This window comes from Mucilaginibacter sp. UYP27 (assembly GCF_040547175.1).
Taxonomy (GTDB): Bacteria; Bacteroidota; Bacteroidia; order Sphingobacteriales; family Sphingobacteriaceae; genus Mucilaginibacter.
Genome location: NZ_JBEPPE010000001.1, coordinates 1,070,995 through 1,091,852, shown reverse-complemented (window position 1 = coordinate 1,091,852; position 20,858 = coordinate 1,070,995). Strand labels below are relative to the sequence as shown.

Sequence of the window (20,858 nt, the reverse complement as noted above, 5' to 3'; positions counted from 1 at the left end):
TGTACTTGGGCATCAGGTTTGTATATATCTTAGCAACCCTTCTCAAAGGGAGTTTTTCATAGGTAGATGTAGGGCCGAAATACTGCGAGAGTTTTTCGGCCTTTTTTCCCCTGAAGAATCTTTCACACTCCAATTTGCTATAAACGACAGTTTCTAAAATCCGAGTTAAAACTTTGCCCGTAAATGGCTGTATTATAAGTTATATATAAACTACTAAACATCAACTTTATGAAACCAGAACTCAACCCATCAGCAGGCGAGGCAAATATGGCCAGAAGGTCGTTTTTGCGCTATGCGGGTGCAAGCGCAGCGGGTATAGCTCTTATCGGCTCTGCAGCATCATGTAAAAAAGACAGAATAATAGTAAACCCTACCAATGGCATCGACATCGGCTCGGGCGATATAGGTATATTAAACTATGCGTACGCACTTGAACAATTAGAGGCGGCCTTTTATTTACAGGTAATAGCAACACCTTACAGTGGTATCAGCTCAATGGAAACCAATTATCTTACAGACATTCGTGACCACGAGGTTTTACACCGCGATTTTTTTAAAGCCGCTATCGGCGCTAAAGCCATCCCAACATTAACCTTCGATTTTTCTACTATTAATTTTAGCAGCCGTGCTTCGGTATTGGGTGCAGCGAAATTATTAGAAGATACAGGCGTAAAAGCGTATGATGGTGCCGGTTATTTAATTAAAGACCCGGGTTACCTAACCATTGCCGGTAAAATTGTATCGGTAGAAGCAAGGCACGCTGCTTTGATATCTAACCTTATCACTCCGGGCAGCTTTGTAGGCGACGACCAGATAGATGCAGACGGATTAAACAAATCAAATACAATTGCCGAAGTATTGGCAGCTGCAAGCGGTTTCTTTAAAACCAAGGTAAGTGCAGTTAATTATAATTATACAGCTAAATAATCAGATATCATCATGAATTTATTTAACATAATAGACGAAATAGAAAAAGTTGATCCGGAAATACGCGATAGGTTAAACCCACGCCGTGCCGCTATCAAAAATATAACAAGCTTTGGTTCAAAAGTAGCTGTTGCTGCTATGCCATTCGCAATTGGTACCATGTTTAAAAGGGCATACGGCCAAACATCAACATCTGTTGTTGATGTTTTGAACTTTGCTTTAACATTAGAACACCTGGAAGCTGCGTTTTACAATGCAGGTGCTGCAAAATCAGGTTTGATCCCCGCTGCTGACAGCGCTTATCTAAACCTGATCAGGAGAGACGAAAACGCTCACGTTAAATTTTTACAAGGCGTTATCACATCTTTAAAAGGTACGCCGGTAAGCCCTGCTACTTATGATGTTACAGGTGGTAACAATAAAGGTAACGGCCCGTTCCCTGATGTGCTTACAAATTACGCTACATTTTTAGCAGTTGCACAGGTACTTGAAGATACCGGTGTACGTGCTTACAAAGGCCAGGCGCCTAACCTTATTGGTGATCAAAAATATCTGACCCCGGCCTTATCGATCCACGCGGTAGAGGCACGCCACGCATCAGCTATCCGTAAATTACGCCACGATTTAGGCCAGGCGCCTAACATCAGGCCATACATAATTAGTTCAGCCTCTTTAGGTAATGATACCGGTATTGCTGCTGCTAATAACAACTATGCCGGCGAAGAAAACGTAACACAGGGTGGTGTAAACCTTGTTACTGCATTAAAAGTATCGCAAGCTGTTGCCAGCGCATCATTTGATGAACCATTAACTAAAGAGCAGGTTGTTGCATTAGTAGTTGGATCGTTTATAGTTACCAGCTAATTGATATAATACTGATCTTATAATGAGGGGAGACCGGCATAATGCTGGTCTCCCCTTTTTTTATTAATAGGCTGGGCAATCGGCTTTTCTTTACTGCTGCAGGTAGCCTTACTCACGTTGCTTGTTATTGCGGTTATATCTTTAATATTTAGCATCGTCCGCAGGCCTACGGCTGTATAAACCATCGGGAAATAATTTTAAGGCTGGGCTATGTCCCGGCCTTTTGTGTAAGCACCCGATCCTCAATGACAACTGGGTCCAACCATAAAAACACCCTTCACCCTACAGTTACTTGGCCACCTGATAGAAAAGGGCCATACCTATGTTTTAGCAAGCACATCTGCCAACCATCATCGCCCAAAGCATCAACATGGTTTTAAAGCCCATGCGCGAAAACTCAAGCTTAACAACTTTCCTGATGGGTTTAACACTTTTTACAAAATAACCCACGAACCTATGTAATTAGCCTGCGGTGTAGACGGGGTAAAATAGCTCTACAACAAAAAAGCACAGGCGTAATGTCTGTGCTTTTTGTTATAAGTGCCTTTAGTTACGAGCAGGCCTGCCGCCTGATGTTTCCCGAGGTTGCTGTTGCTGCCTTTGCTGCTCCTGTTGTTGGCGCTGTTGGCGTTGTTGTTCCTGTTGCTGCTGGCGCTGCTGCTCCTGTTGTTGACGGGATTGCTCCTGCTGCTGTTTTTGTTGTTGCTGAGCCTGCTCCCGTGCCTGTTGTTGTTGCTGGGCCTGTTGCTGGCGCTGCTGTTCTTGCTGTTGACGGGCTTGCTGTTGCTGAACTTGCTGTTGTGCCTGTTGTTGTTGCTGGGCCTGTTGCTGGCGCTGCTGTTCTTGCTGTTGACGGGCTTGTTGTTGTTGTTGTTGCTCACGAGCTTGTTGTTGTTGAACTTGCTGTTGGCGCACCTGCTGCTGTTGGGTTTGTTGCTGGCGCACCTGCTCCTGTTGCTGGCGGGCCTGCTCGCGTTGTTGCGTTTGGGCATCATCAGTAACTGCAGGGCGGCTACCGCGGCTTGGGCGCTGGCCTTGCTGCTGTTGTTGCTTCTGCTGCTCGCGCGCTTGTTGCTGTTGCTGGCGTTGCTGCTCGGCGACTTGTTTTTGCTGATCAGTTTGTTGCTGCGTAGCTTGTTGTTGCTGCGTTTGTTGATCGCGCTGTTGCCTTTGCTGTTCGCGTGTTTGTTGTTGCTGCTGGCGAACTTGTTGTTGCTGTTGTTGTGCATCACCGGTTACAGCCGGGCGTGTACCGCGGCCCGGCCTTGCTCCGTTATTATTATTAGGATTATTAGTCCCCTGCGGCGATGTTGGGCGTGTTGTATTAGCAGGGTTGGTACGTGGCCTGCCATCAACATTAGCGTTGTTATTGTTAACCCTCACTACTTTCCCATCAGGGTTATTGGTCCTTGCTGCTTCGGCCAATTTGGATGCATTGGCCGGATTATAACGTGTACCACGACTACTGCTACTGCCGCCAATACGTTGAGCAGGGTTTTGCTGCCTGTAGGCTGCTGCATCTACCACCCTTGCAGGGCGCGCATTTGCATTAGTCCTAACCCCCGGCCTGTACACACTAATATTATTATTATTAACCGTAGTGCGCGATGGCCTGCTCGTATTGGTTATATTATAAACCCTTACCGGCCTGCCACTGTAACGCTGTATATCCTCGCGCCTTGGGCTATAATAGCTATGGTTATTATAAGTATAACGGTTACGCACCCAGTTAGTATTACGGATAATTACATTGACCCTGTTATGTGGCACATAGTAGTTATAAACGTTAGGGTAATTGATGTATGCATAAGGTGCAAACACCCAATAGTTATCGTTAATGGCATAATTGTTATCATCATAATAAGACCCATTGTCATAATTTACATTAGGTTCCATTGGTGCCCAGCCATAATAACCACCGCCATCTCTCCAGTTTACCCATGCCGGAGCCCATTCGCTCCCGGGCGACCACTCCCAGCCGTAGTAATTATCAAAGTGCCACCTGCCATAATGGAAGGCTGCCCATCCCCACGGATAATCGGACACCCAGGTATTCCCGGCATCTGTCATAGCCCAATAACCGCGAGTAGCGTAAGGCTTAAAATCTTCTTCTACGTCCGGGATCCAAACGTTACCGTATTGCTGGTCGTAGATCCAGGTACCGTAAGGTTGCAGCTCGTCATAAAATTGCTGGTCTGATATATATTCGCCCTCCTGCTGGGCCATAATTTTGCTTGGGGCGCAGGATGTGATCATGAACGCCAATACGGCTATGCCCAATATTTTATTTAAGGTTTTCATACTCTGAGATTAATATAACTGGTATATTGTATTCGACTGGTTATTAATTCAAACGTTTAACCGGCTAATTGTTTTAAAAGCAATGTTATAAAACAAATCCATCATAACAGATATTTTATTCGACACGGGCCGTATCTCCATAAAAAATTAGATAATTTTGCCCTGTAATATTCAAACGTATGAGCACAGTAAACATCCCCCGCCTCGATCTTAATACCTATATTAACGGCAGTACCGAAGAGCGCAAAGCATTTTCTGACAGCATCGGAAAAGCGTTTAACGAAACCGGCTTTGTAACCATTACCAACCATGGCCTAAGTAAAAACCTGATAGATGAGCTGTATACCCAGGTAAAAGCCCTTTTTGCTTTACCCGAGGATGTTAAAATGAAATATGAGATTCCCGGCCTTGCAGGCCAGCGTGGCTATACCGGCAAAAACAAGGAAACTGCAAAAGGCTTTAAAGTGCCGGACCTTAAAGAGTTTTGGCAGATAGGCCAAACCGTTACCGATGGCGACCCGATAAAGGAACTTTATCCGGACAACATTAAGGTAACCGAAAAGCCTGAGTTTAATGCCACCACTTTAGAAGTTTATAAAAAACTGGAAGGGGCAGGCACATACCTGTTACGCGCCATCGCGGTTTATTTAGGGCTTGATGAAAATTACTTTGATGATAAGGTACACAATGGTAACTCGATATTACGTACCCTGCACTATTTCCCGATAGAAGACCCCGATGCACTACCTGATAACGCTGTACGTGCCGGTGCACACGAAGACATTAACCTGATTACCCTTTTGATTGGCGCCAGCGCCGACGGGCTTGAATTACTAACCCGCGACAATCAATGGTTCCCGGTTACAGCCTTTGGCGAAGACCTTGTGGTTAACGTAGGTGATATGCTGCAACGCTTAACTAACAACAAACTAAAATCTACCACGCACAGGGTGGTTAACCCACCGCGCGAGCAAATGAAGAACTCACGTTTTTCGGTACCATTTTTCCTGCACCCAAAAACCCATATGGATCTTGCCAGCCTGCCCTCAACTATTGATGAACAGCACCCAAAACTATATACCGACATCACCGCCGGCGAATATCTTGACGAGCGACTACGAGAGATTGGTTTAAAAATGTAACGGAACTAAAAGGTCTTTTAAAGTCTATTTTGGATTGTTTAGATCCTGGTTTTCGTCGTCGATATTACCAGTAGTTTCTTCACCGACATTTGCTTTATCTTGAGCGCTTTGTTTCGCCGCGCGGCTATCAAGTATCATCCCTATAGCCATTCCGAATATCATCCCAAGTGCAAGCTTATGGAATACTATACCCACTATTATCCCAATAGTGAGGAACAAGAGAAAATTATTTTTATTTTTCATTGCAATATTTAGTCAACGCTAACGGTAAGGCCTTCTTGCTGTAATATTTTTCGGTAGATCTCCATTTCGGTGAATGAACCTTCCAATACCGCGCATTTGCCTTCGTTATGCACCTTCCAGGCAATTTTTTCGCCTTGGGTTTCGGTATAATCCAGATATTTCATCATGCAGTGGATAACGTGTTCAAAGCTGTTATGATCGTCATTCCACAATATAAGGCGGTGCATTTCTTTTAATCCCGCTAATATTTCCTCTAAGGTGAGGGTCTCTTCCTGTACTTCGGTTGGCATATGTATCAGCAAATTTACTTAAAAACAGTAATAAATGAGTTATAATGATGTTTATCCTTTTATAAAAATTACACGCAACACACTTATGCTTAATAAATCACAAAATGAAACGAAGCGCCTCCCTGCTTCCACTACTGGCAATTGCTTTTGCAACAGCCAATGCACAATCAAAAGAAAGCCAGAAACTTTACCACCACCACCAAATATCGCCGTACACGTTACCTTAACTACTGGGGCGACAGCCTGCATTACATAACGACGAGAAAACCTAACCTATACCTTATCTAACGATAAAGAAACATATGTGCCCCCATCCGCATCAGTTAAGTCAAAATAAAAAGTGAAAATTCCAAATAGGGTATCTTAATTATCGAAAGTCAAAAATTCGCAATGCGACTTTTGGCTTTTGGCTCTTGACTCTACTCCACCTTATACCTTATTACCTGTCTGCCAATATTGCCTTCGCTGTCTATACCTTCAATAACAACACGGTAATTCCCTTTGCCGGCGTTAAAGTATTCTACGGATGACTTACCACCGCCGGTAACAATATTGGGTTTCCAGTAGACGGTGCTACGCAGATCGGCCAGGGTTTGGCGGTTCTTTACATCATATTTTGGGGAATAAAATGCGCGTGCACGGTAAAGGCCCTTTGGCGCATAAGGCGTTATGCCGCGGCTAAACGTTTGCGGGTAGTCAACAGGCTCATCGCCACGTTTTGTAGTGATGAGGATAACCCCGTTGCTTGCTCCCATGCCATATACCGCATAGGTACCAGGATTGCGCAGCACTTCTATAGATTGTACATCATTAGAGTTAATTGTGTTAATAGCATTATCCGAAGTACGCAACCCATCTATCACCACCAGCATTCTGCCACCACCCCGGGTAGTATAAGGTATGCCATTGCGGAATATCACACCCAACAAGCGCCCCTGCAGGCACTCTCCCAATTGGGGGCAGCCCATATTAAAAAAGTCTTTAGCTAAAAACACCTGATCGGCGTTGCCGGGACCATTTAAGTTAGATGAATGTTTAAGGGCATTGCGTTTCTCGCGGATCTGCACCTCGCGCAGGCTGATTACGTGGTTACCCAAGCCGTATTTCATTTGCTCGTAAAACATTGCACGGCTATTTTGCGCGTAAATCGAAAGGAAATTACTCGTGTTCAATTTAAAATCGGCAATGTTTTTATAGTCGGATGCCGACGGCGTCGGGATACTGTCCATCGTTATAACAACGTCCCGTTTGTTTTTGGCGTTACGTGCCTGAATCAAAAATTTAATACTATCGGCAAAAATCACATCGTCAAAAGCAAAGCGCCCGTTTCGGTCGGTAAGTGTATCTACCTGTAGCAGGCCATCCCCATAATTTATCAGCTCCACTTTGCCACCCACAACCGGGTTGCCCGATGGTGTAGTTACCCTGCCGGATATGATAAAGTTGCTTTGCGACAGGTAACGATTGGCATGCTGATTATCACTCAGCACATCTTTCCAATCGTACCGGTGATAGCCCTGGGTAAGCATCAGTACATCAAGGTCGGCGCGGGTTTTGTCGTTTGCGTTGTTAAAATAATAGGCGGGCTGCTCTACATAACCTTTAATGTCCGACGTAAGCAGCAAGTTAGCTAAAATATTATTCTCATTGTTTTCATCAACCGGCACTTTTGTTTCATCGGTAACCGCTAATGAGAAACTACCAACTGCGGGTTTGCCTTCAGTATCTTGTGCATTGATGTTTAGGCTAACCTTTTGCCTTAGCGTATAGCTTTGGTTATCGGCTGTTATAGACAGGTTCAACCTATCCTGCGGATTATCTATAAACACCAAACGCTCGTTTAATGGCGTGCCCGACGAAGAGAACAGCGTAAACCGCGCTATCCCCGAAGGGAATTTGCTTTTTGGCACTACGGCCGAAAATACATTAGTACCGGGCTTGCTTTTAGCCGCGTAATAAACTTTACCATTGCTTTGCGCCACAAGGCTAAACAGGTTGGTATTTTGTTTGCTGGTGCTAACGATCACTTTTAAACTATCGGACCCGGAGGGAATTACATTGAGGACAAAACCCTCGTTGTTAGCAGCAGGCACATTTATTGTTGCTTTTGATCCATCGGCATAAACAATATTGGCTTTGTACACATCGCCCAGTTGCGGCGTAAAATTAAATATGCCCATGCCGAAATGAGCGGTGCTCATTTCGGCCACCTGCTTGCCTTTATTATCAGTAATGGTGCCTTTTATACCAATGCCTAAACCATCTGTACCAATTGCCTTGAAGGCAACCCTTGTTTCGATACCGTTCACGAGCATTCCGCCTTCGGGGAAAAACTGCACATCAGCTTGGCTTGCCACTGCCTTTACCGGGATGCTTTTATAAACTGTGCCACCCTGCCCCGTTCCGCTTATACCGGTAACTATCCTGCCCGATTTTAGCAACGCGGCGTTATCGCCCGGCAAACTGATATGCAGATTACCGTTGGCATCAGTTACGCCTTTGCCGTTTGCTATAACCGATTTATCAAGCATCAATGAATAATTAACGCTATTGCCGGAATAAGCCGCGCCATTGGCATCGGTATAATTTATATCGGCGCTGGTAATATTTTGTCGGTTTTGGATGGTATTGTTAAACGTGGTTTTTGTAAATACTTTATTAGTAATAACGTTGGTAATACTGATAGTCTTATCAAAAAAATAAGCGCTGCCCGCATTCATCATGTATTGTGTATAGGCACGGATGCGGTAGTTGCCCTCGTGCAAAGTATCAGGCAGGGCGAAATCGCCGTAGGCAAGGCCATTGTGTAGTTGAAGTTTTATGTTTTGTTTGATAGCGTCCTGCTCGTCTATCAATTCCACATTCAAGATCCCGCTATCGGGTTGCAGGCGGTGCTGCGGGCCGGTAATAACGTATGCCTTTAACCAGATATCATCTCCGGCGGCGTAATAAGGCTTATCAAATTGAAGGTGTACTTTTTCTGTGGGATGGGTTGTGGTCCACTTATCCAGCTGGCGCTGCACTGTAGCAATAATATCATCATCGGCACTAAAACTATAAGCGCCAACAACACCAATGGCCAATAACAGGCCGGCTATAAAACGTTTGTAAGCCATACATTTACAGGTAGATCACAATATAAACAATACTACCTGATAATTGTGACTGCCTGTATTATTAAAATTTATTCTTCCACATCATGCTTTCCACGGGGCGGGTGGTAGGGTTGTTATATTTGGCGTTGCTTTTGGTATTGTACAGGGTTTCTATCTCGCCCTCTACCACAAAATATATCAACTGACCTATAGGCATCCCGGCGTAAATTTTAACTGGCTGAGCGCATGAAATTTCCAGCGTCCAGGTGTTACAAAAGCCTACATCACCTTTACCGGCAGTAGCGTGGATATCTATCCCCAAACGCCCTGTGCTGGATTTTCCTTCCAAAAAAGGCACATGCTTGTGGGTTTCGGTGTACTCAACCGTTACGCCCAGGTATAGCGTGTTGGGTTGCAGCACAAAGCCCTCTTTCGGGATCTCGAAACTTATGATCTCGTTATGCAGTTTGGCATCTAATACACGGTCTTTATAAGTGGCTAAATGCTTACTCAAATGCACATCGTAAGAGTTTGTACCCAGGCATTCGGATTTAAACGGCTCGATAATAATACTGCCTTTTTCTATCTCTTCGAGGATGCGCTTGTCTGATAAGATCATATAAAATTTACTGGGCTTAAAATTACTGCTTATTGGCTTAACTGCCAACAGGTTTTACACATCTGTTGGTATTAAAAACAAAGCCGCATCATACAATTGTACAATGCGGCAAATTGCACCGCCGTTTGGCAGTGCGCACTTACACTAATCCTACCCCGGGTTTTAAAGCGTTTTTTGTACGCTTATTTTTTTTGCCGCATACTTTTCGGCAAGGCGCTGTTTCATGCAACCTTCTGTTATGGCTACGACCACTAAAATGGCGACAGCAATGTATATCCTTTTCATTTTGTGTTAATTGCGATGCGAAATGTTTAGTGTTTATATGACGTACGTTCGCCCGCATTAGTTACAAACCCGAATAATTAACGCTAATTATTATATTTAGCTGATACAAATTGGTTACCTTTTTTGCAATTTTACCATTCATGGCTATAGCGTACCGACAACAGATTGATGATGATACAGAGTTTGCGCTTTGGCGGATAGAAGAAACCGCCGACGAACTGTACAAACAACTGCAGTTGGACGAGACTGAGAAAGCCTACACCAAAAAATTAAGCAAAAACAAACGCTACCTGCATTGGCTGGGCACCCGCGTGCTGCTGCGTAAAATGCTGGGTACAGATGAGTACATTGATGCCAAGGTTGACAGCCATGGCAAGCCTTACCTGGTGAGCTTGCCTTACCACATCTCGCTTAGTCATTCGTTTGATTATGCCGCGGTGATGATCAGCAAAACCCGCCCCGTAGGTATAGATATTGAGCAGATTAAAGAAAAGGTAGAGCGTATTGCTCATAAGTTTTTGCCGCCTCATGAACTGGCCTTTATACATGACCACCAAAAGATCCAGCAGCTTTATGTATGCTGGTGTGCTAAGGAGGCTGTTTACAAATGCTTCGGGCAAAAAGAGGTATCGTTTGCAGATAACATATCTTTGCAGCCCTTTACGTTTCAGCACCACGATGTACTGCAGGCAAAGCTGCACAAGGGCGAAATTGATATTGATTACGAGGTTGGCTATATGCAGTACGAAGATTACATGATAGGATACGTGAAGGGATAATGAAAATATGCGGATGTGCAGATTTCAGATGTGCAGATGCATTGGCATTCTTTAAATTTTATAATGCAGAACAAAAAGGTAATATTTCAGGATTGGGGGTTAACGGATTACCAGGTTGCCTGGGACCGACAGGAAAAACTTTTCGGCGAAACCGTTAAGCTAAAAACCGAGATCCGCAACCGCACGCTGGCGCTTACCAACACCGACGAAAGCCCCGACGATACCCCTACGCCCAACTACCTTGTTTTTTGCGAACACCCGCACGTCTACACCCTTGGCAAAAGCGGCAAGGCTGAGCATTTACTGTTAGATGAGCAGGGCCTTAAAGATAAAAATGCCGTTTACTATCCTATCAATCGCGGTGGCGATATTACTTACCATGGCCCCGGCCAGCTGGTAAGCTACCCCATTTTAGACCTTGATAATTTTTTTACCGATATCCACCTTTACCTGCGCACGCTGGAAGAGGCCATCATCCTTACCCTTGCCGGTTATGGCTTAACCGCCGGCCGTTACCCCGGCTATACCGGCGTTTGGTTTGATGCAGATAACGAGCGTGCCCGTAAAATTTGCGCATTGGGAGTTAGGTGCAGCCGCTGGGTTACCATGCATGGGCTGGCCTTTAATGTAAATCCCGATCTTGATTACTTTAAGAACATCGTCCCTTGCGGGATTGATGACAAGGCAGTAACCTCTATGGAGGCAGAACTTGGCCGCAAGGTTGATATGAACGAAGTAAAAGAAATCCTTAAACATCATATTTCCGTACTTTTTGGTATGGAGATGATATAATGAGGGTAATAACCACACTATTCCTGATCGGAACTTTTGCGGCCTGCACAAAAGCTACTATGCCCACGCAAGCGGCTGCCCAAAAACCAAATAACAATATGCCTGCAACCGATACTTTAACTTACCTGGCCCTTGGCGATTCGTACACCATTGGCGAGGCTGTGCCTTTAGACAAATCTTTCCCGTACCAACTGGCAGCAAACTTAAAGGCAAGCAACCATGTAGTAACCAACGCCGATATTATTGCTGTTACCGGGTGGACAACCGGCGACCTTAAACAAGGCATTACCCAACGCGGCATTACTAAGCACGACTACAACATTGTAACCCTGCTTATTGGCGTGAACAACCAGTTTCGCGGGTATGGCCGGGAAGATTACCGGAAAGAATTTATTGAACTTTTAACCGGCGCTATCAATTACGCAGGCGGTAACAAGAAACATGTTTTTGTACTTTCTATCCCCGACTGGAGCGTTACCCCATTTGCTAAAAACGGCGGTTATGATGCCGAAAAGGTAGGTGCAGAAATTGATCAGTTCAACGCCATAAACAAACAGGAGACTGAAAAACTGGGCGTCACCTATGTAGACATTACCCCCGCATCCCGCAGGGCAAGCTACGAAACTACGTTGATAGCTAACGACGGCCTGCACCCTTCAAGTAGTATGTACAGCCTTTGGGTAGCGCAGTTGTTGCCGGTTGTAAATGCACAGTTAGCTGCCAAATAACCCCGAATAACTGTCACGTTTACCATTATGTCCCATTTATTATATTTACAATGCGAGACAGTTTGCAATATACTAACAATCAGCGCTTTGCGATTTTAATTTGCATGCATTTTTTTGGACGAAATTTTTAAATAAACCGCCTAAAATACTGTATTATAAAGAGATATAATTTTTTGAGCGGGTGTCCCACGCGTTTCTGAATGGGACAGAATGGGACAACCCTTAATTTGACCCGTGCTGAATAAGTTTACACGTTTGCTGGTTATACTGGTGGCGATTACAATTGCACTATCCGTTCAAAACCGAGCTTGCCATGGCGAAGAGTTTTTCTTATCTTCACTATAACCATTTATCACATTTATGAGAAAACTCATCGCCACGCTCACTATTATCGCTTTTATATTTTGCGGCTGTAAAAAAGATCGTCCAGAAGATACCGCTATTACCATAAACGCGTTGACGGGCCGGTGGCAGGTAGTCCCCATTTCAAATACTTATTATGGCAACAATGATCAGGCACAGGTACAGCCCCTTGATGTAAGCAAGCATTACGAATACGAACTCTCGGCAGATGGGAAGGTTACAGAGTATTATATTGAAGGAAATTACACCTCTACCGGGCAGTTTGGCCTAAGCAAAGAGGCCGGTCAAGATTATTTAACTATAGGTATTTCGGGGCACTCAGGTGATCTGTACATGGGCAAAGCCGAGATAAAACGAATTGATAATAACACTTATCAGCTTTCATTCACTTCTTTCTTTGTTGGGAAAACGATATTTGTGGAACAGTTAAAAAGAAAGTAATGTATCTAAGCCGCTACCGCAAGTGTCCCGCTCGTGATCAATGTCTCTCACAAACTTAACGAAGCCAATAACGGATATGGGTTACCCGATTCACCCTTAAAACGCCCGCCAAGTTTTTATTTAAATTGTATAGAAATGTCTCCCAAGTTGCATAACGTTTAACACTCAGGCAAGCTAATAGGTATATTAATAGCTAACCCACCGTCTGATGTTTCTTTGTATTTGGAGTTCATGTCCTGGGCGGTTTGCCACATGGTGCGCACCACGGCATCAAGGCTTACTTTGGCCTTATCGGGGTTGCTTTGCAGGGCAAGTTGGGTGGCGGTAATAGCTTTTATGGCGCCCATGGTGTTACGTTCTATACAAGGCACTTGTACCAGGCCGCCAATAGGGTCGCAGGTAAGGCCGAGGTGATGTTCCATGGCAATCTCTGCCGCCATTAAAACCTGGCGCTGGCTGCCGCCCAAACACTCGGTAAGGGCTGCTGCTGCCATTGCAGATGATACGCCAATTTCGGCTTGGCAACCGCCCATCGCGGCAGATATGGTAGCGCCCTTTTTAAAGATGCTGCCTATCTCTGATGCCGTGAACAAAAACTGTGTTATCTTTTCATCATCAAAGCCATCACAAAAACTGATGTAATATTGCAGTACTGCAGGGATAACACCTGCTGCACCATTAGTGGGTGCGGTTACTACACGGCCAAACGATGCGTTCTCTTCGTTTACGGCAAGCGCGAAGCAGCTCACCCAGTCCAATATATTTTGGAAACCGTTACCTGTTTGGCGCATAGCCTGCACCCATTCGTGGTAGTTGCTGTAGGTATGGCCTTTTAACAAGCGTTTATTTAATGCTGACGCACGGCGGGCAACATTAAGGCCGCCCGGCAGGTTACCCGGGGTATGGCAACCGCGGTACATACACTCTTGCATCACTTTAAAAATGTTCAACACACTATCGCGGGTGTCTTTTTCGGTACGCCAGGCAAGCTCATTCTCTAAAACCACCTCAGATATTTTAAGGCCTGTTTTACGGCACCAATGCAGTAAGTCGCCGGCGGTGTCTATCGGGAAGGGCAGGTCTACTTCTGTTTTATGGGTGGTTTGTTCGCCCTCTTTCACCACGAAGCCACCACCTATTGAATAGAATGTGGCAGATACCGCGGTTTCGTTACTTAAAAGCGCCTGGAAGGTTACCGCGTTGGGGTGAAATGGCAGGCTCTCGGCAAACAAAAAAAGCAGGTCATCATCGGTAAAAAAACTGATCTCTTTTTCGCCGCCTAATTGTAGTTTATGTATTTTATTTATGCCGGCAATTTTGCTATCAATCTTGTCAACTTCAAAGGTTACGGGGTCGTCTCCGCTAAGGCCAAGCATTATGGCAATATCGGTACCGTGGCCGCGGCCTGTTTTGGCAAGCGAACCATAGAGCAAAATCTTCACCTGCACCACAAGCGGCAGGGCATCATTATGTTTCAATAGCTCAACAAACTGTTGCGCGGCACGCCAGGGACCAAGCGTATGCGAGCTTGACGGGCCTATGCCTATCTTAAACATATCGAATACAGAAATTTGCTCGCGTTGTTGCATCAAATATTAGTTGAATTTTGATGTAAAAATAGTCATTTAGTGATAGAGAACAGTGATTGGCGAGCAGAGATTAGTTTATGACGTATAAGAGGCTAATACCTAACACCCACCTTAAATCGCTACTTATGACATCCCAGGGAATTTGATCCCTGCTGCTTTAATATCGTTGATTATTTTTTCCTGCAATACCATTTTAGCACCCAGGAAGTGAGCCGGGTCTACCCATACACGTACGGTAAAACGCATGCCGTCGGCCTCTAAAAGCAGCACACCCACCTTAACGGCAGGTTCCCCCATTATATTGGGTACTTCTTTTATAGCCGCAGTTAAAATGCCTTTCACCTGTTCGATATCGGCGCCATAGTTCAGTTTGAAATCGATATCGAGCCTGCGTTTACCCTGGCGGCCAATATTTGTGATCACTTCGTTAAAAAGCTTCCCGTTGGGGATGATAACTGTTTTATTATCTGCCGTAAGTATTTCCGTATAAAACAACTGTATAGACTGTACGCGGCCATCCTGGCCTTGCGCTAATATATGGTCATCAATTTCAAAGGGTTTTAATAACAGGATAAGCACCCCGCCGGCAAAGTTTTGCAACGTTCCGGATAACGCTAAACCCGCCGCCACACCCAATGCGCCAATAACGGTACTAATAAATGTAAGCTGGAAACCAATGATATTAAATACGCTGATGATAAGTATGACGTATAAAGCGGTAATAGAAAGGCTAAGAAAAAATGGTTGTAATGAAGAGTGAACTTCGCGTTTGCTCATCCGCCTGGTAAGGCGGGATTTAATAAATGCAATTGCCCAAAGGCCAACAAAAAAAAGGAATATCCCGAAGAGGTATCTTGGCCCGTTAGCGACCAACCAAACATGTAATTGATGATAAAAATCTTTTAGCTCCATAGATAGGGGCCAAAATTAAGAATTTTTCTTAACTGTACAGGGTCACAAACAGCTCGGGGCCTTTAAACAGAAACCACTCAACAATGTGGCTGTGTATATGCTTCCGTTTTTTAACTATTTGTTTCATACCAGCATATATTCAAATGCTGTGCCTAACAGGCCGGATATTTATTATGTTACACAAAAATAACACAATATGCCATTTCGGGGCAAAACCAATTAGCCGCCCGGTATAAAAACGGCTAAACTGTACATAATGAGCTGATAAAACAAAACCCCCTGTCTGAAAAAGCAGACAAGGGGTTTGATATTATATACTTGGCTTTTAGCCGGGATGATTACATCATGCCGCCCATGCCGCCGCCGCCCATTGGTGGCATGCCACCTTTGTCATCATCAGGCTCGTCTGCCAACACACACTCGGTGGTTAACAACATAGCCGCGATAGATGCTGCGTTCTCTAATGCTACACGGCCTACTTTAGTAGGGTCGATAACACCTGCGCCAATTAAGTTTTCGTATTTATCGGTACGTGCATTGTAACCAAAGTCGGCAGTGCCTTCTTTAACTTTTTGTACAACTATCGAACCTTCGATACCCGCGTTTTCGCAGATCTGGCGAAGTGGCTCTTCGATAGCACGACGGATGATCTGGATACCGGTGTTCTCATCTTCGTTAGCACCTTTAAGATCTGTTAAAGCAGCAACCGCGCGGATGAAGGCAACGCCACCACCTGCAACAATACCTTCTTCTACAGCCGCGCGGGTTGCATGTAAAGCATCGTCAACACGGTCTTTTTTCTCTTTCATCTCAACTTCTGATGCTGCACCAATGTACAATACAGCAACACCGCCAGATAATTTAGCTAAACGCTCCTGTAATTTTTCTTTATCGTAATCAGATGTAGTAGTTTCGATTTGCGCGCGGATCTCGCCAACACGTGCTTTGATCAAATCTGCATCACCGGCACCATTAACTAAAATAGTGTTGTCTTTATCAATGGTGATCTTTTCTGCCTGGCCTAACATATCCAAGTCTGCGCTTTCCAATTTGTAACCACGCTCTTCAGATATTACGGTACCACCTGTTAACACAGCGATATCCTCTAACATTGCTTTACGACGGTCGCCAAAGCCCGGTGCTTTAACAGCAGCAACTTTTAACGAACCACGGATCTTGTTAACTACCAAAGTAGCTAATGCTTCGCCATCAAGGTCTTCAGCAATAATTAATAATGGTTTACCTGTTTGTACTTGTTTCTCCAGGATAGGAAGTAATTCCTTCATCGAAGAGATTTTTTTATCGTAGATCAAAATGTAAGGGTTTTCTAATTCCACTTCCATTTTATCAGAGTTGGTAACAAAGTACGGAGAAAGGTAACCACGGTCAAACTGCATACCTTCTACTGTTTTAACTTCAGTTTCGGTACCTTTTGCTTCTTCAACAGTAATAACACCCGATGTACCAACTTTAGCCATCGCTTCAGCTATCAGCGAACCAATAACCTCATCGTTATTAGCAGAGATAGACGCTACCTGTTTGATTTTGTTATTATCCTCGCCTACGGTTTGTGATTGCGTTTTTAAGTTTGCAACAACTGCCGTAACCGCTTTATCAATACCGCGTTTCAAATCCATTGGGTTTGCACCCGCTGCAACGTTTTTAATACCTGCAGTAACAATAGCCTGTGCTAAAACGGTAGCAGTAGTAGTACCATCACCTGCTATATCAGCAGTTTTTGATGCAACTTCTTTAACCATCTGCGCGCCCATGTTTTCGATAGGGTCTTTCAGCTCAATTTCTTTAGCTACGGTTACACCATCTTTGGTAACAGCCGGTGAACCAAATTTTTTGTCGATAATTACGTGACGGCCTTTGGGGCCTAATGTAACTTTAACTGCGTTAGCCAAAATATCAACACCACGCTTTAAAGCGTCACGTGCCTCAACATTATATTTAACTTGTTTTGCCATGATTTTAATTATTGATTTATCGAGTTAATGATTTAAAGCATCGCCCCAATAATCTATGTGTTTTTTTGATTTTAAGTTTCGTTTGTTTATTACTGAAAGAATAATTCACTCCTTCACTAAATCACTAATTATTAAAGAACCGCGTAAATGTCAGATTCGCGCATGATCAGGTATTCTTTACCGTCTACGTTGATCTCGGTACCTGCGTATTTTCCGTATAAAACAGAATCGCCAACTTTAATGCTCATAGGTATAAGTGCGCCAGAAACATCAGCATACTTACCCGGGCCTACAGAAACGATGGTTCCTTTTTGAGGTTTCTCCTGGGCTGTTTCAGGAATGTAAATACCAGAAGCGGTTTTGGTTTCAGCAGCAGCAGCTTCTACAACCACTCTATCCGCAAGGGGTTTAATGTTTAATGACATAGTAATACTATTTTGATTTTATAATTTTAAGTTTCGCTTAGCTTTTCACATCAATTATGCCAAGCAGCCATTATTTTTTGCATTGGCATATTTACTGTTCAATTGTCACCTTTTAAGCAAGGTTACAACCTATTGATATAACCAATTACCGCCTATGTGTCAACGTGTCAGTTAACCCCATTTCAGCAAAAAAGGCTTTGGAGTATAGTCCAAAGCCTTTAAAATATTTTTATAACCTTATTACTTTTTAGGTTGGGCAGCAGGTGCAGGTGTAACTGCAGGCTGGCTTAACGGTACAGTAACAGGGGCAGTTGTACCTTTTGGTTTAGAGTCGTTTTTTATCTGCTCCAATAAAGCCGGGTCGCTGCTTTTTTGCGAACTATCTTTAACCGAAACGTTGATCATCAACGATAAAACCATGATACTGATAGCCAGCACCCAAGTTCCCTTTTCTAAAAAATCGCCGGTTTTTTGTACGCCCATTAGTTGTGACGTACCTGAAAAATTTGAAGCTAAACCGCCGCCTTTAGGGTTTTGGATTAATACGATCAGGCCTAAAAGGACACATAAAATGATCGTGATGATGATTAAAACTAAATACATTTCTTATTATATCAATTGGTTTTATTTTCTAACTGTTCAATCTGGGCTGCAAAGTAAAGCTTTTTTTCCGGAAACTTCAATATCAATTTTTTATAAGTAGCTATCGCTTTATGATATAGCATCTGGTCGCAGTAGATACGGGCCAGGGTTTCGGTTACAAAATCGTTAAGGTCTTCTGAGCTTTTTTTGGCTTTATTCTCATTATCCAGCCTGTCTGCCGACAGGGGCTTTATCTGCGGCTCGGTATGGATAAAGCGCTCTATAATAACGTCCTCTTTTTTTGCGGGGTCAAACTCAACCTTGCCGGGCTCGTTACCACGCTCTACACCGCTTACCGATGTATGGCTAAAAATATTCGCGTAATACTGCTGTTGCAACTCATTACCTGAAACATTTCCTCCGAGGTTCGCGGTTTCTTGCGAGGCCTGTTTAGCATCTGCCTGCTGCCCTTCAACATTCGCGTAAGGCTGGAAACTCCCGGCATGTTCCTTACGGGTTTTGTTAAGCCACCACATAAAGGAGTACGGCATTTTATCATCGTCGTAGCGCGATACCTGCTGCTCGGTATGCTCTGCCAGTTGTGCTATTGGTTGTTGTTGCGGCTCTGGTATTGCTATGGCTTGTGGCGCTTCTTTAACGGGTGCGCTGTTATTTGTAACGCCCCGCAACTCATCAAGCTTTTTATCGAATGTCAGGTAATCAGCACCGATGGCGCTACCCATTATCAGGCGCTCTTCCTGTTCCTGGATGTGCTTATTTCCATCCTGCAATGGCTCAACAACCGGCTGCGGCTGGTGAAACAACACTGCTGATGCCTCTTCTTCTTCGGGGCCGCTATCTATGTGCGGTTCGCTAAACCTTGCTTCGGCAACAGGTTCGGCAGGCGTTTCAGCAGTTTTATGCTCAAAGCCAATATCTTCGATGCCTACAATTTCGTCGTAAACCTCATCTTCAATATCCTGTTTAGGTTGCTCAACTACAGGTTCGGGTGCAGTTGTATTTTCTGCCCCCGGCTTAGGGAAACGCGCGTTAAACCTTGGTGCCTCGTAGTGTGGGATATGCGGTGGAGTTTCTTCAACAAGTTGTTCGGCTACGGCTTCCGTTTGTTCAACAGCCTGTGGTTCTTCAACTACAGGCTCGGGTTCAGCATGCTCCACAACCTTTTCAGGTTCATTGTTTTCTACTAAAGCGGCAACTTCTTCCGGGGTGTCCAAAACAGGGGTTTCGGCCGGTTCTTCAAACGGCTCTTCCTCAATATTATCTGCTGCTACAGCAGGCGTTTCTACCACGGTTTGTTCGTAGTTATCAACCGGTGCCCGGGCAACTTCTTCGGTTACTTCGGGCTCATCAATAACTTGTATAGGGGCTTCCTCTTGTGCTTCAATAACTTGTAAGGGCTCGCTTAGGGGTTCATCAGCAACAATTACTTCTTGCTGGCCTGCTGTGTTGTATCCGTTATCAAAAGCATCCGTATCATCAAGTAGTACGGGTTCGATTATCGGTTCATCGGCAACAATGCCTTCCTGTTGTGCTGGGGTATCGTATGTATTGTAGAACGCACCGGCATCAATAGGTTTTGCCTGGGCGCTGCCGACGTTAAAAAACTTTTGGGCCGTAGTGTAAAAATCTCCTGTTGAATGAATGATGCTTGCATCATTAACCACCGCAAGGTCCTCGGGACGATAAACTATTTTGTGGAGGGTACGCAAATTATAATAAACTGTTGCTTTGCTTAGTTGCGTTTTGTCGCCTGCACGGGCAAGCAGCACCTGCAACAACCCACTCTGCGGGTTATCCTGAACCAAACGCTCCAGGCTTTGGATACATGACGATCCGTTATCGGCCGGGTTGGCCAACAAGTCCCATAAAATTTCTTTCTGCCTGCTATCTACGTATCCGCTCACGTTTTATTAAACTTTAATGCCTACCAATTGGCAAAGGCCTTGTTAAAAATATCGTCGGTTAACTGTTTAACTATTTCCGGTATCAAAGTCTGTTCCTGCGATGCGCTATCGCCGGTGAATTCTTTATATTTTGTGAACGATTCATCAAAACTAAGAATTTTATCAGGATCGCTCGTCCTTTTACCATCCTTATAAAGATATTTTATATATTTTACCTGAACCGTTATTGTTAAACGGCTGGCACCGGCAATTGGCGCGGTGTTACTATTAGTTGCCTGTATAGATACCGGCGCAATACTGTAGCCTGTAATAGCCCCGCTCATAACAGCGTCAGCTTCGCTTCGTGTTATGCTAATGCTTGTTTCTGAACGTGTACGGCTTTTTAACGCCTCGGTAAATGTTTGGCTTAGGGTTGGCACCACCAATTGCGCATTATTCTCAAAAAATTGAATATCGATAGTTTTCAGGTCGGCCGGGATAGATTTGCCATTAAGCGACAACTTATAAGCGCATGAGTTAAACAACATCACAACTGTGCCCAATACCAATATATTTAAAAATAGCCTTTTCTTCATGTTATTTG

General features: G+C 44.3%; 21 protein-coding genes. 8 read left to right on the top strand and 13 right to left on the bottom strand.

All coding sequences use genetic code 11. The features are described 5' to 3' along the window. Positions 1-228 precede the first annotated feature (228 nt). Both ABIB39_RS04810 and ABIB39_RS04805 read left to right on the top strand, forming a co-directional pair. Positions 229-927 carry a ferritin-like domain-containing protein gene (locus tag ABIB39_RS04810; protein WP_354427768.1) on the top strand — a complete coding sequence of 233 codons (699 nt, stop codon included), beginning with the start codon at positions 229-231 and terminating at the stop codon, positions 925-927. A gap of 12 nt (positions 928-939) precedes the next feature. Next, on the top strand, positions 940-1,791 hold the full coding sequence (locus tag ABIB39_RS04805) for a ferritin-like domain-containing protein (protein ID WP_354427767.1): 852 nt from the start codon (positions 940-942) through the stop codon (positions 1,789-1,791). 546 nt (positions 1,792-2,337) lie between these two features. On the opposite strand, the gene ABIB39_RS04800 is transcribed toward ABIB39_RS04805, so the two are convergent. Beyond that, positions 2,338-4,092: a DUF6600 domain-containing protein gene (locus ABIB39_RS04800; protein ID WP_354427765.1), complete on the bottom strand. Its 1,755-nt coding sequence runs from the start codon at positions 4,090-4,092 to the stop codon at positions 2,338-2,340. A gap of 179 nt (positions 4,093-4,271) precedes the next feature. Here ABIB39_RS04800 and ABIB39_RS04795 point away from each other — a divergent pair, with 179 nt between their 5' ends. After that, entirely contained in the window at positions 4,272-5,234 is a 963-nt protein-coding gene (locus ABIB39_RS04795) for an isopenicillin N synthase family dioxygenase (protein WP_354427763.1), read from the top strand. Between the two features lie 24 nt (positions 5,235-5,258). On the opposite strand, the gene ABIB39_RS04790 is transcribed toward ABIB39_RS04795, so the two are convergent. Next, positions 5,259-5,477 carry a hypothetical protein gene (locus ABIB39_RS04790; protein WP_354427761.1) on the bottom strand — a complete coding sequence of 73 codons (219 nt, stop codon included), beginning with the start codon at positions 5,475-5,477 and terminating at the stop codon, positions 5,259-5,261. An 8-nt stretch (positions 5,478-5,485) separates the two neighbouring features. Beyond that, positions 5,486-5,767, bottom strand: coding sequence for an ATP-dependent Clp protease adaptor ClpS (locus ABIB39_RS04785; protein ID WP_354427759.1), 282 nt, complete (start codon positions 5,765-5,767; stop codon positions 5,486-5,488). A gap of 104 nt (positions 5,768-5,871) precedes the next feature. On the opposite strand from ABIB39_RS04785, the gene ABIB39_RS04780 reads away from it, so the two are divergent. Beyond that, entirely contained in the window at positions 5,872-5,994 is a 123-nt protein-coding gene (locus ABIB39_RS04780) for a hypothetical protein (RefSeq protein ID WP_354427757.1), read from the top strand. A gap of 192 nt (positions 5,995-6,186) precedes the next feature. On the opposite strand, the gene ABIB39_RS04775 is transcribed toward ABIB39_RS04780, so the two are convergent. The 3 genes from ABIB39_RS04775 to ABIB39_RS04765 form a co-directional block, all read right to left on the bottom strand. Further along, positions 6,187-8,883 (bottom strand): TonB-dependent receptor plug domain-containing protein, encoded by a 2,697-nt coding sequence (locus ABIB39_RS04775; RefSeq protein ID WP_354427755.1) that lies wholly within the window; start codon positions 8,881-8,883, stop codon positions 6,187-6,189. Between the two features lie 61 nt (positions 8,884-8,944). After that, positions 8,945-9,481, bottom strand: a complete 537-nt coding sequence (gene dcd, locus ABIB39_RS04770) for a dCTP deaminase (RefSeq protein ID WP_354427753.1) — start codon at positions 9,479-9,481, stop codon at positions 8,945-8,947. A 162-nt stretch (positions 9,482-9,643) separates the two neighbouring features. Further along, entirely contained in the window at positions 9,644-9,766 is a 123-nt protein-coding gene (locus ABIB39_RS04765; protein ID WP_354427751.1) for a hypothetical protein, read from the bottom strand. A 140-nt stretch (positions 9,767-9,906) separates the two neighbouring features. Here ABIB39_RS04765 and ABIB39_RS04760 point away from each other — a divergent pair, with 140 nt between their 5' ends. From ABIB39_RS04760 to ABIB39_RS04745, 4 genes are all read left to right on the top strand, one after another. Further along, positions 9,907-10,545, top strand: a complete 639-nt coding sequence (locus ABIB39_RS04760; protein ID WP_354427749.1) for a 4'-phosphopantetheinyl transferase family protein — start codon at positions 9,907-9,909, stop codon at positions 10,543-10,545. Positions 10,546-10,608: 63 nt separating this feature from the next. After that, the gene (gene lipB, locus ABIB39_RS04755) at positions 10,609-11,337 is read left to right on the top strand and encodes a lipoyl(octanoyl) transferase LipB (protein ID WP_354427747.1); all 729 of its coding nucleotides are present in this window, start codon (positions 10,609-10,611) and stop codon (positions 11,335-11,337) included. Then, positions 11,337-12,065 (top strand): SGNH/GDSL hydrolase family protein, encoded by a 729-nt coding sequence (locus tag ABIB39_RS04750; protein WP_354427745.1) that lies wholly within the window; start codon positions 11,337-11,339, stop codon positions 12,063-12,065. Before lipB ends, ABIB39_RS04750 begins: the two co-directional genes overlap by 1 nt. A gap of 360 nt (positions 12,066-12,425) precedes the next feature. Continuing rightward, the gene (locus ABIB39_RS04745; protein WP_354427744.1) at positions 12,426-12,869 is read left to right on the top strand and encodes a lipocalin-like domain-containing protein; all 444 of its coding nucleotides are present in this window, start codon (positions 12,426-12,428) and stop codon (positions 12,867-12,869) included. 158 nt (positions 12,870-13,027) lie between these two features. Here ABIB39_RS04745 and ABIB39_RS04740 read toward each other — a convergent pair whose 3' ends face one another. The 7 genes from ABIB39_RS04740 to ABIB39_RS04710 all read right to left on the bottom strand — a co-directional run bounded on the left by ABIB39_RS04740 (position 13,028) and on the right by ABIB39_RS04710 (position 20,850). Then, positions 13,028-14,458: an L-serine ammonia-lyase gene (locus tag ABIB39_RS04740; RefSeq protein ID WP_354427742.1), complete on the bottom strand. Its 1,431-nt coding sequence runs from the start codon at positions 14,456-14,458 to the stop codon at positions 13,028-13,030. Between the two features lie 123 nt (positions 14,459-14,581). Further along, complete coding sequence (locus tag ABIB39_RS04735; RefSeq protein ID WP_354427740.1) at positions 14,582-15,370, bottom strand: mechanosensitive ion channel family protein; 789 nt, start codon at positions 15,368-15,370, stop codon at positions 14,582-14,584. Positions 15,371-15,708: 338 nt separating this feature from the next. After that, positions 15,709-17,343: a chaperonin GroEL gene (gene groL, locus ABIB39_RS04730; RefSeq protein ID WP_502916164.1), complete on the bottom strand. Its 1,635-nt coding sequence runs from the start codon at positions 17,341-17,343 to the stop codon at positions 15,709-15,711. 131 nt (positions 17,344-17,474) lie between these two features. Then, entirely contained in the window at positions 17,475-17,768 is a 294-nt protein-coding gene (locus ABIB39_RS04725) for a co-chaperone GroES (RefSeq protein WP_354427738.1), read from the bottom strand. 240 nt (positions 17,769-18,008) lie between these two features. Continuing rightward, a complete protein-coding gene (secG, locus tag ABIB39_RS04720; RefSeq protein WP_354427737.1) occupies positions 18,009-18,371 on the bottom strand; it encodes a preprotein translocase subunit SecG in 363 nt (120 codons plus the stop codon). Between the two features lie 11 nt (positions 18,372-18,382). After that, the gene (locus ABIB39_RS04715; RefSeq protein ID WP_354427735.1) at positions 18,383-20,275 is read right to left on the bottom strand and encodes a hypothetical protein; all 1,893 of its coding nucleotides are present in this window, start codon (positions 20,273-20,275) and stop codon (positions 18,383-18,385) included. Positions 20,276-20,295: 20 nt separating this feature from the next. Continuing rightward, positions 20,296-20,850, bottom strand: coding sequence for an LptE family protein (locus ABIB39_RS04710; protein ID WP_354427734.1), 555 nt, complete (start codon positions 20,848-20,850; stop codon positions 20,296-20,298). Between the last annotated feature and the right edge of the window lie 8 nt (positions 20,851-20,858).

Excerpts from the sequence above, each read along its gene's own strand:
- ABIB39_RS04710 (WP_354427734.1), bottom strand. The coding sequence starts at position 20,850 with ATGAAGAAAAGGCTATTTTTAAATATATTGGTATTGGGCACAGTTGTG.
- ABIB39_RS04745 (WP_354427744.1), top strand. The coding sequence starts at position 12,426 with ATGAGAAAACTCATCGCCACGCTCACTATTATCGCTTTTATATTTTGC.
- ABIB39_RS04740 (WP_354427742.1), bottom strand. The coding sequence starts at position 14,458 with ATGCAACAACGCGAGCAAATTTCTGTATTCGATATGTTTAAGATAGGC.
- ABIB39_RS04775 (WP_354427755.1), bottom strand. The coding sequence starts at position 8,883 with ATGGCTTACAAACGTTTTATAGCCGGCCTGTTATTGGCCATTGGTGTT.
- ABIB39_RS04795 (WP_354427763.1), top strand. The coding sequence starts at position 4,272 with ATGAGCACAGTAAACATCCCCCGCCTCGATCTTAATACCTATATTAAC.
- dcd (WP_354427753.1), bottom strand. The coding sequence starts at position 9,481 with ATGATCTTATCAGACAAGCGCATCCTCGAAGAGATAGAAAAAGGCAGT.
- ABIB39_RS04785 (WP_354427759.1), bottom strand. The coding sequence starts at position 5,767 with ATGCCAACCGAAGTACAGGAAGAGACCCTCACCTTAGAGGAAATATTA.
- lipB (WP_354427747.1), top strand. The coding sequence starts at position 10,609 with ATGCAGAACAAAAAGGTAATATTTCAGGATTGGGGGTTAACGGATTAC.
- ABIB39_RS04780 (WP_354427757.1), top strand. The coding sequence starts at position 5,872 with ATGAAACGAAGCGCCTCCCTGCTTCCACTACTGGCAATTGCTTTTGCA.
- ABIB39_RS04800 (WP_354427765.1), bottom strand. The coding sequence starts at position 4,092 with ATGAAAACCTTAAATAAAATATTGGGCATAGCCGTATTGGCGTTCATG.
- ABIB39_RS04750 (WP_354427745.1), top strand. The coding sequence starts at position 11,337 with ATGAGGGTAATAACCACACTATTCCTGATCGGAACTTTTGCGGCCTGC.
- ABIB39_RS04725 (WP_354427738.1), bottom strand. The coding sequence starts at position 17,768 with ATGTCATTAAACATTAAACCCCTTGCGGATAGAGTGGTTGTAGAAGCT.
- secG (WP_354427737.1), bottom strand. The coding sequence starts at position 18,371 with ATGTATTTAGTTTTAATCATCATCACGATCATTTTATGTGTCCTTTTA.
- ABIB39_RS04735 (WP_354427740.1), bottom strand. The coding sequence starts at position 15,370 with ATGGAGCTAAAAGATTTTTATCATCAATTACATGTTTGGTTGGTCGCT.
- groL (WP_502916164.1), bottom strand. The coding sequence starts at position 17,343 with ATGGCAAAACAAGTTAAATATAATGTTGAGGCACGTGACGCTTTAAAG.
- ABIB39_RS04760 (WP_354427749.1), top strand. The coding sequence starts at position 9,907 with ATGGCTATAGCGTACCGACAACAGATTGATGATGATACAGAGTTTGCG.
- ABIB39_RS04790 (WP_354427761.1), bottom strand. The coding sequence starts at position 5,477 with ATGAAAAATAAAAATAATTTTCTCTTGTTCCTCACTATTGGGATAATA.
- ABIB39_RS04810 (WP_354427768.1), top strand. The coding sequence starts at position 229 with ATGAAACCAGAACTCAACCCATCAGCAGGCGAGGCAAATATGGCCAGA.
- ABIB39_RS04805 (WP_354427767.1), top strand. The coding sequence starts at position 940 with ATGAATTTATTTAACATAATAGACGAAATAGAAAAAGTTGATCCGGAA.
- ABIB39_RS04765 (WP_354427751.1), bottom strand. The coding sequence starts at position 9,766 with ATGAAAAGGATATACATTGCTGTCGCCATTTTAGTGGTCGTAGCCATA.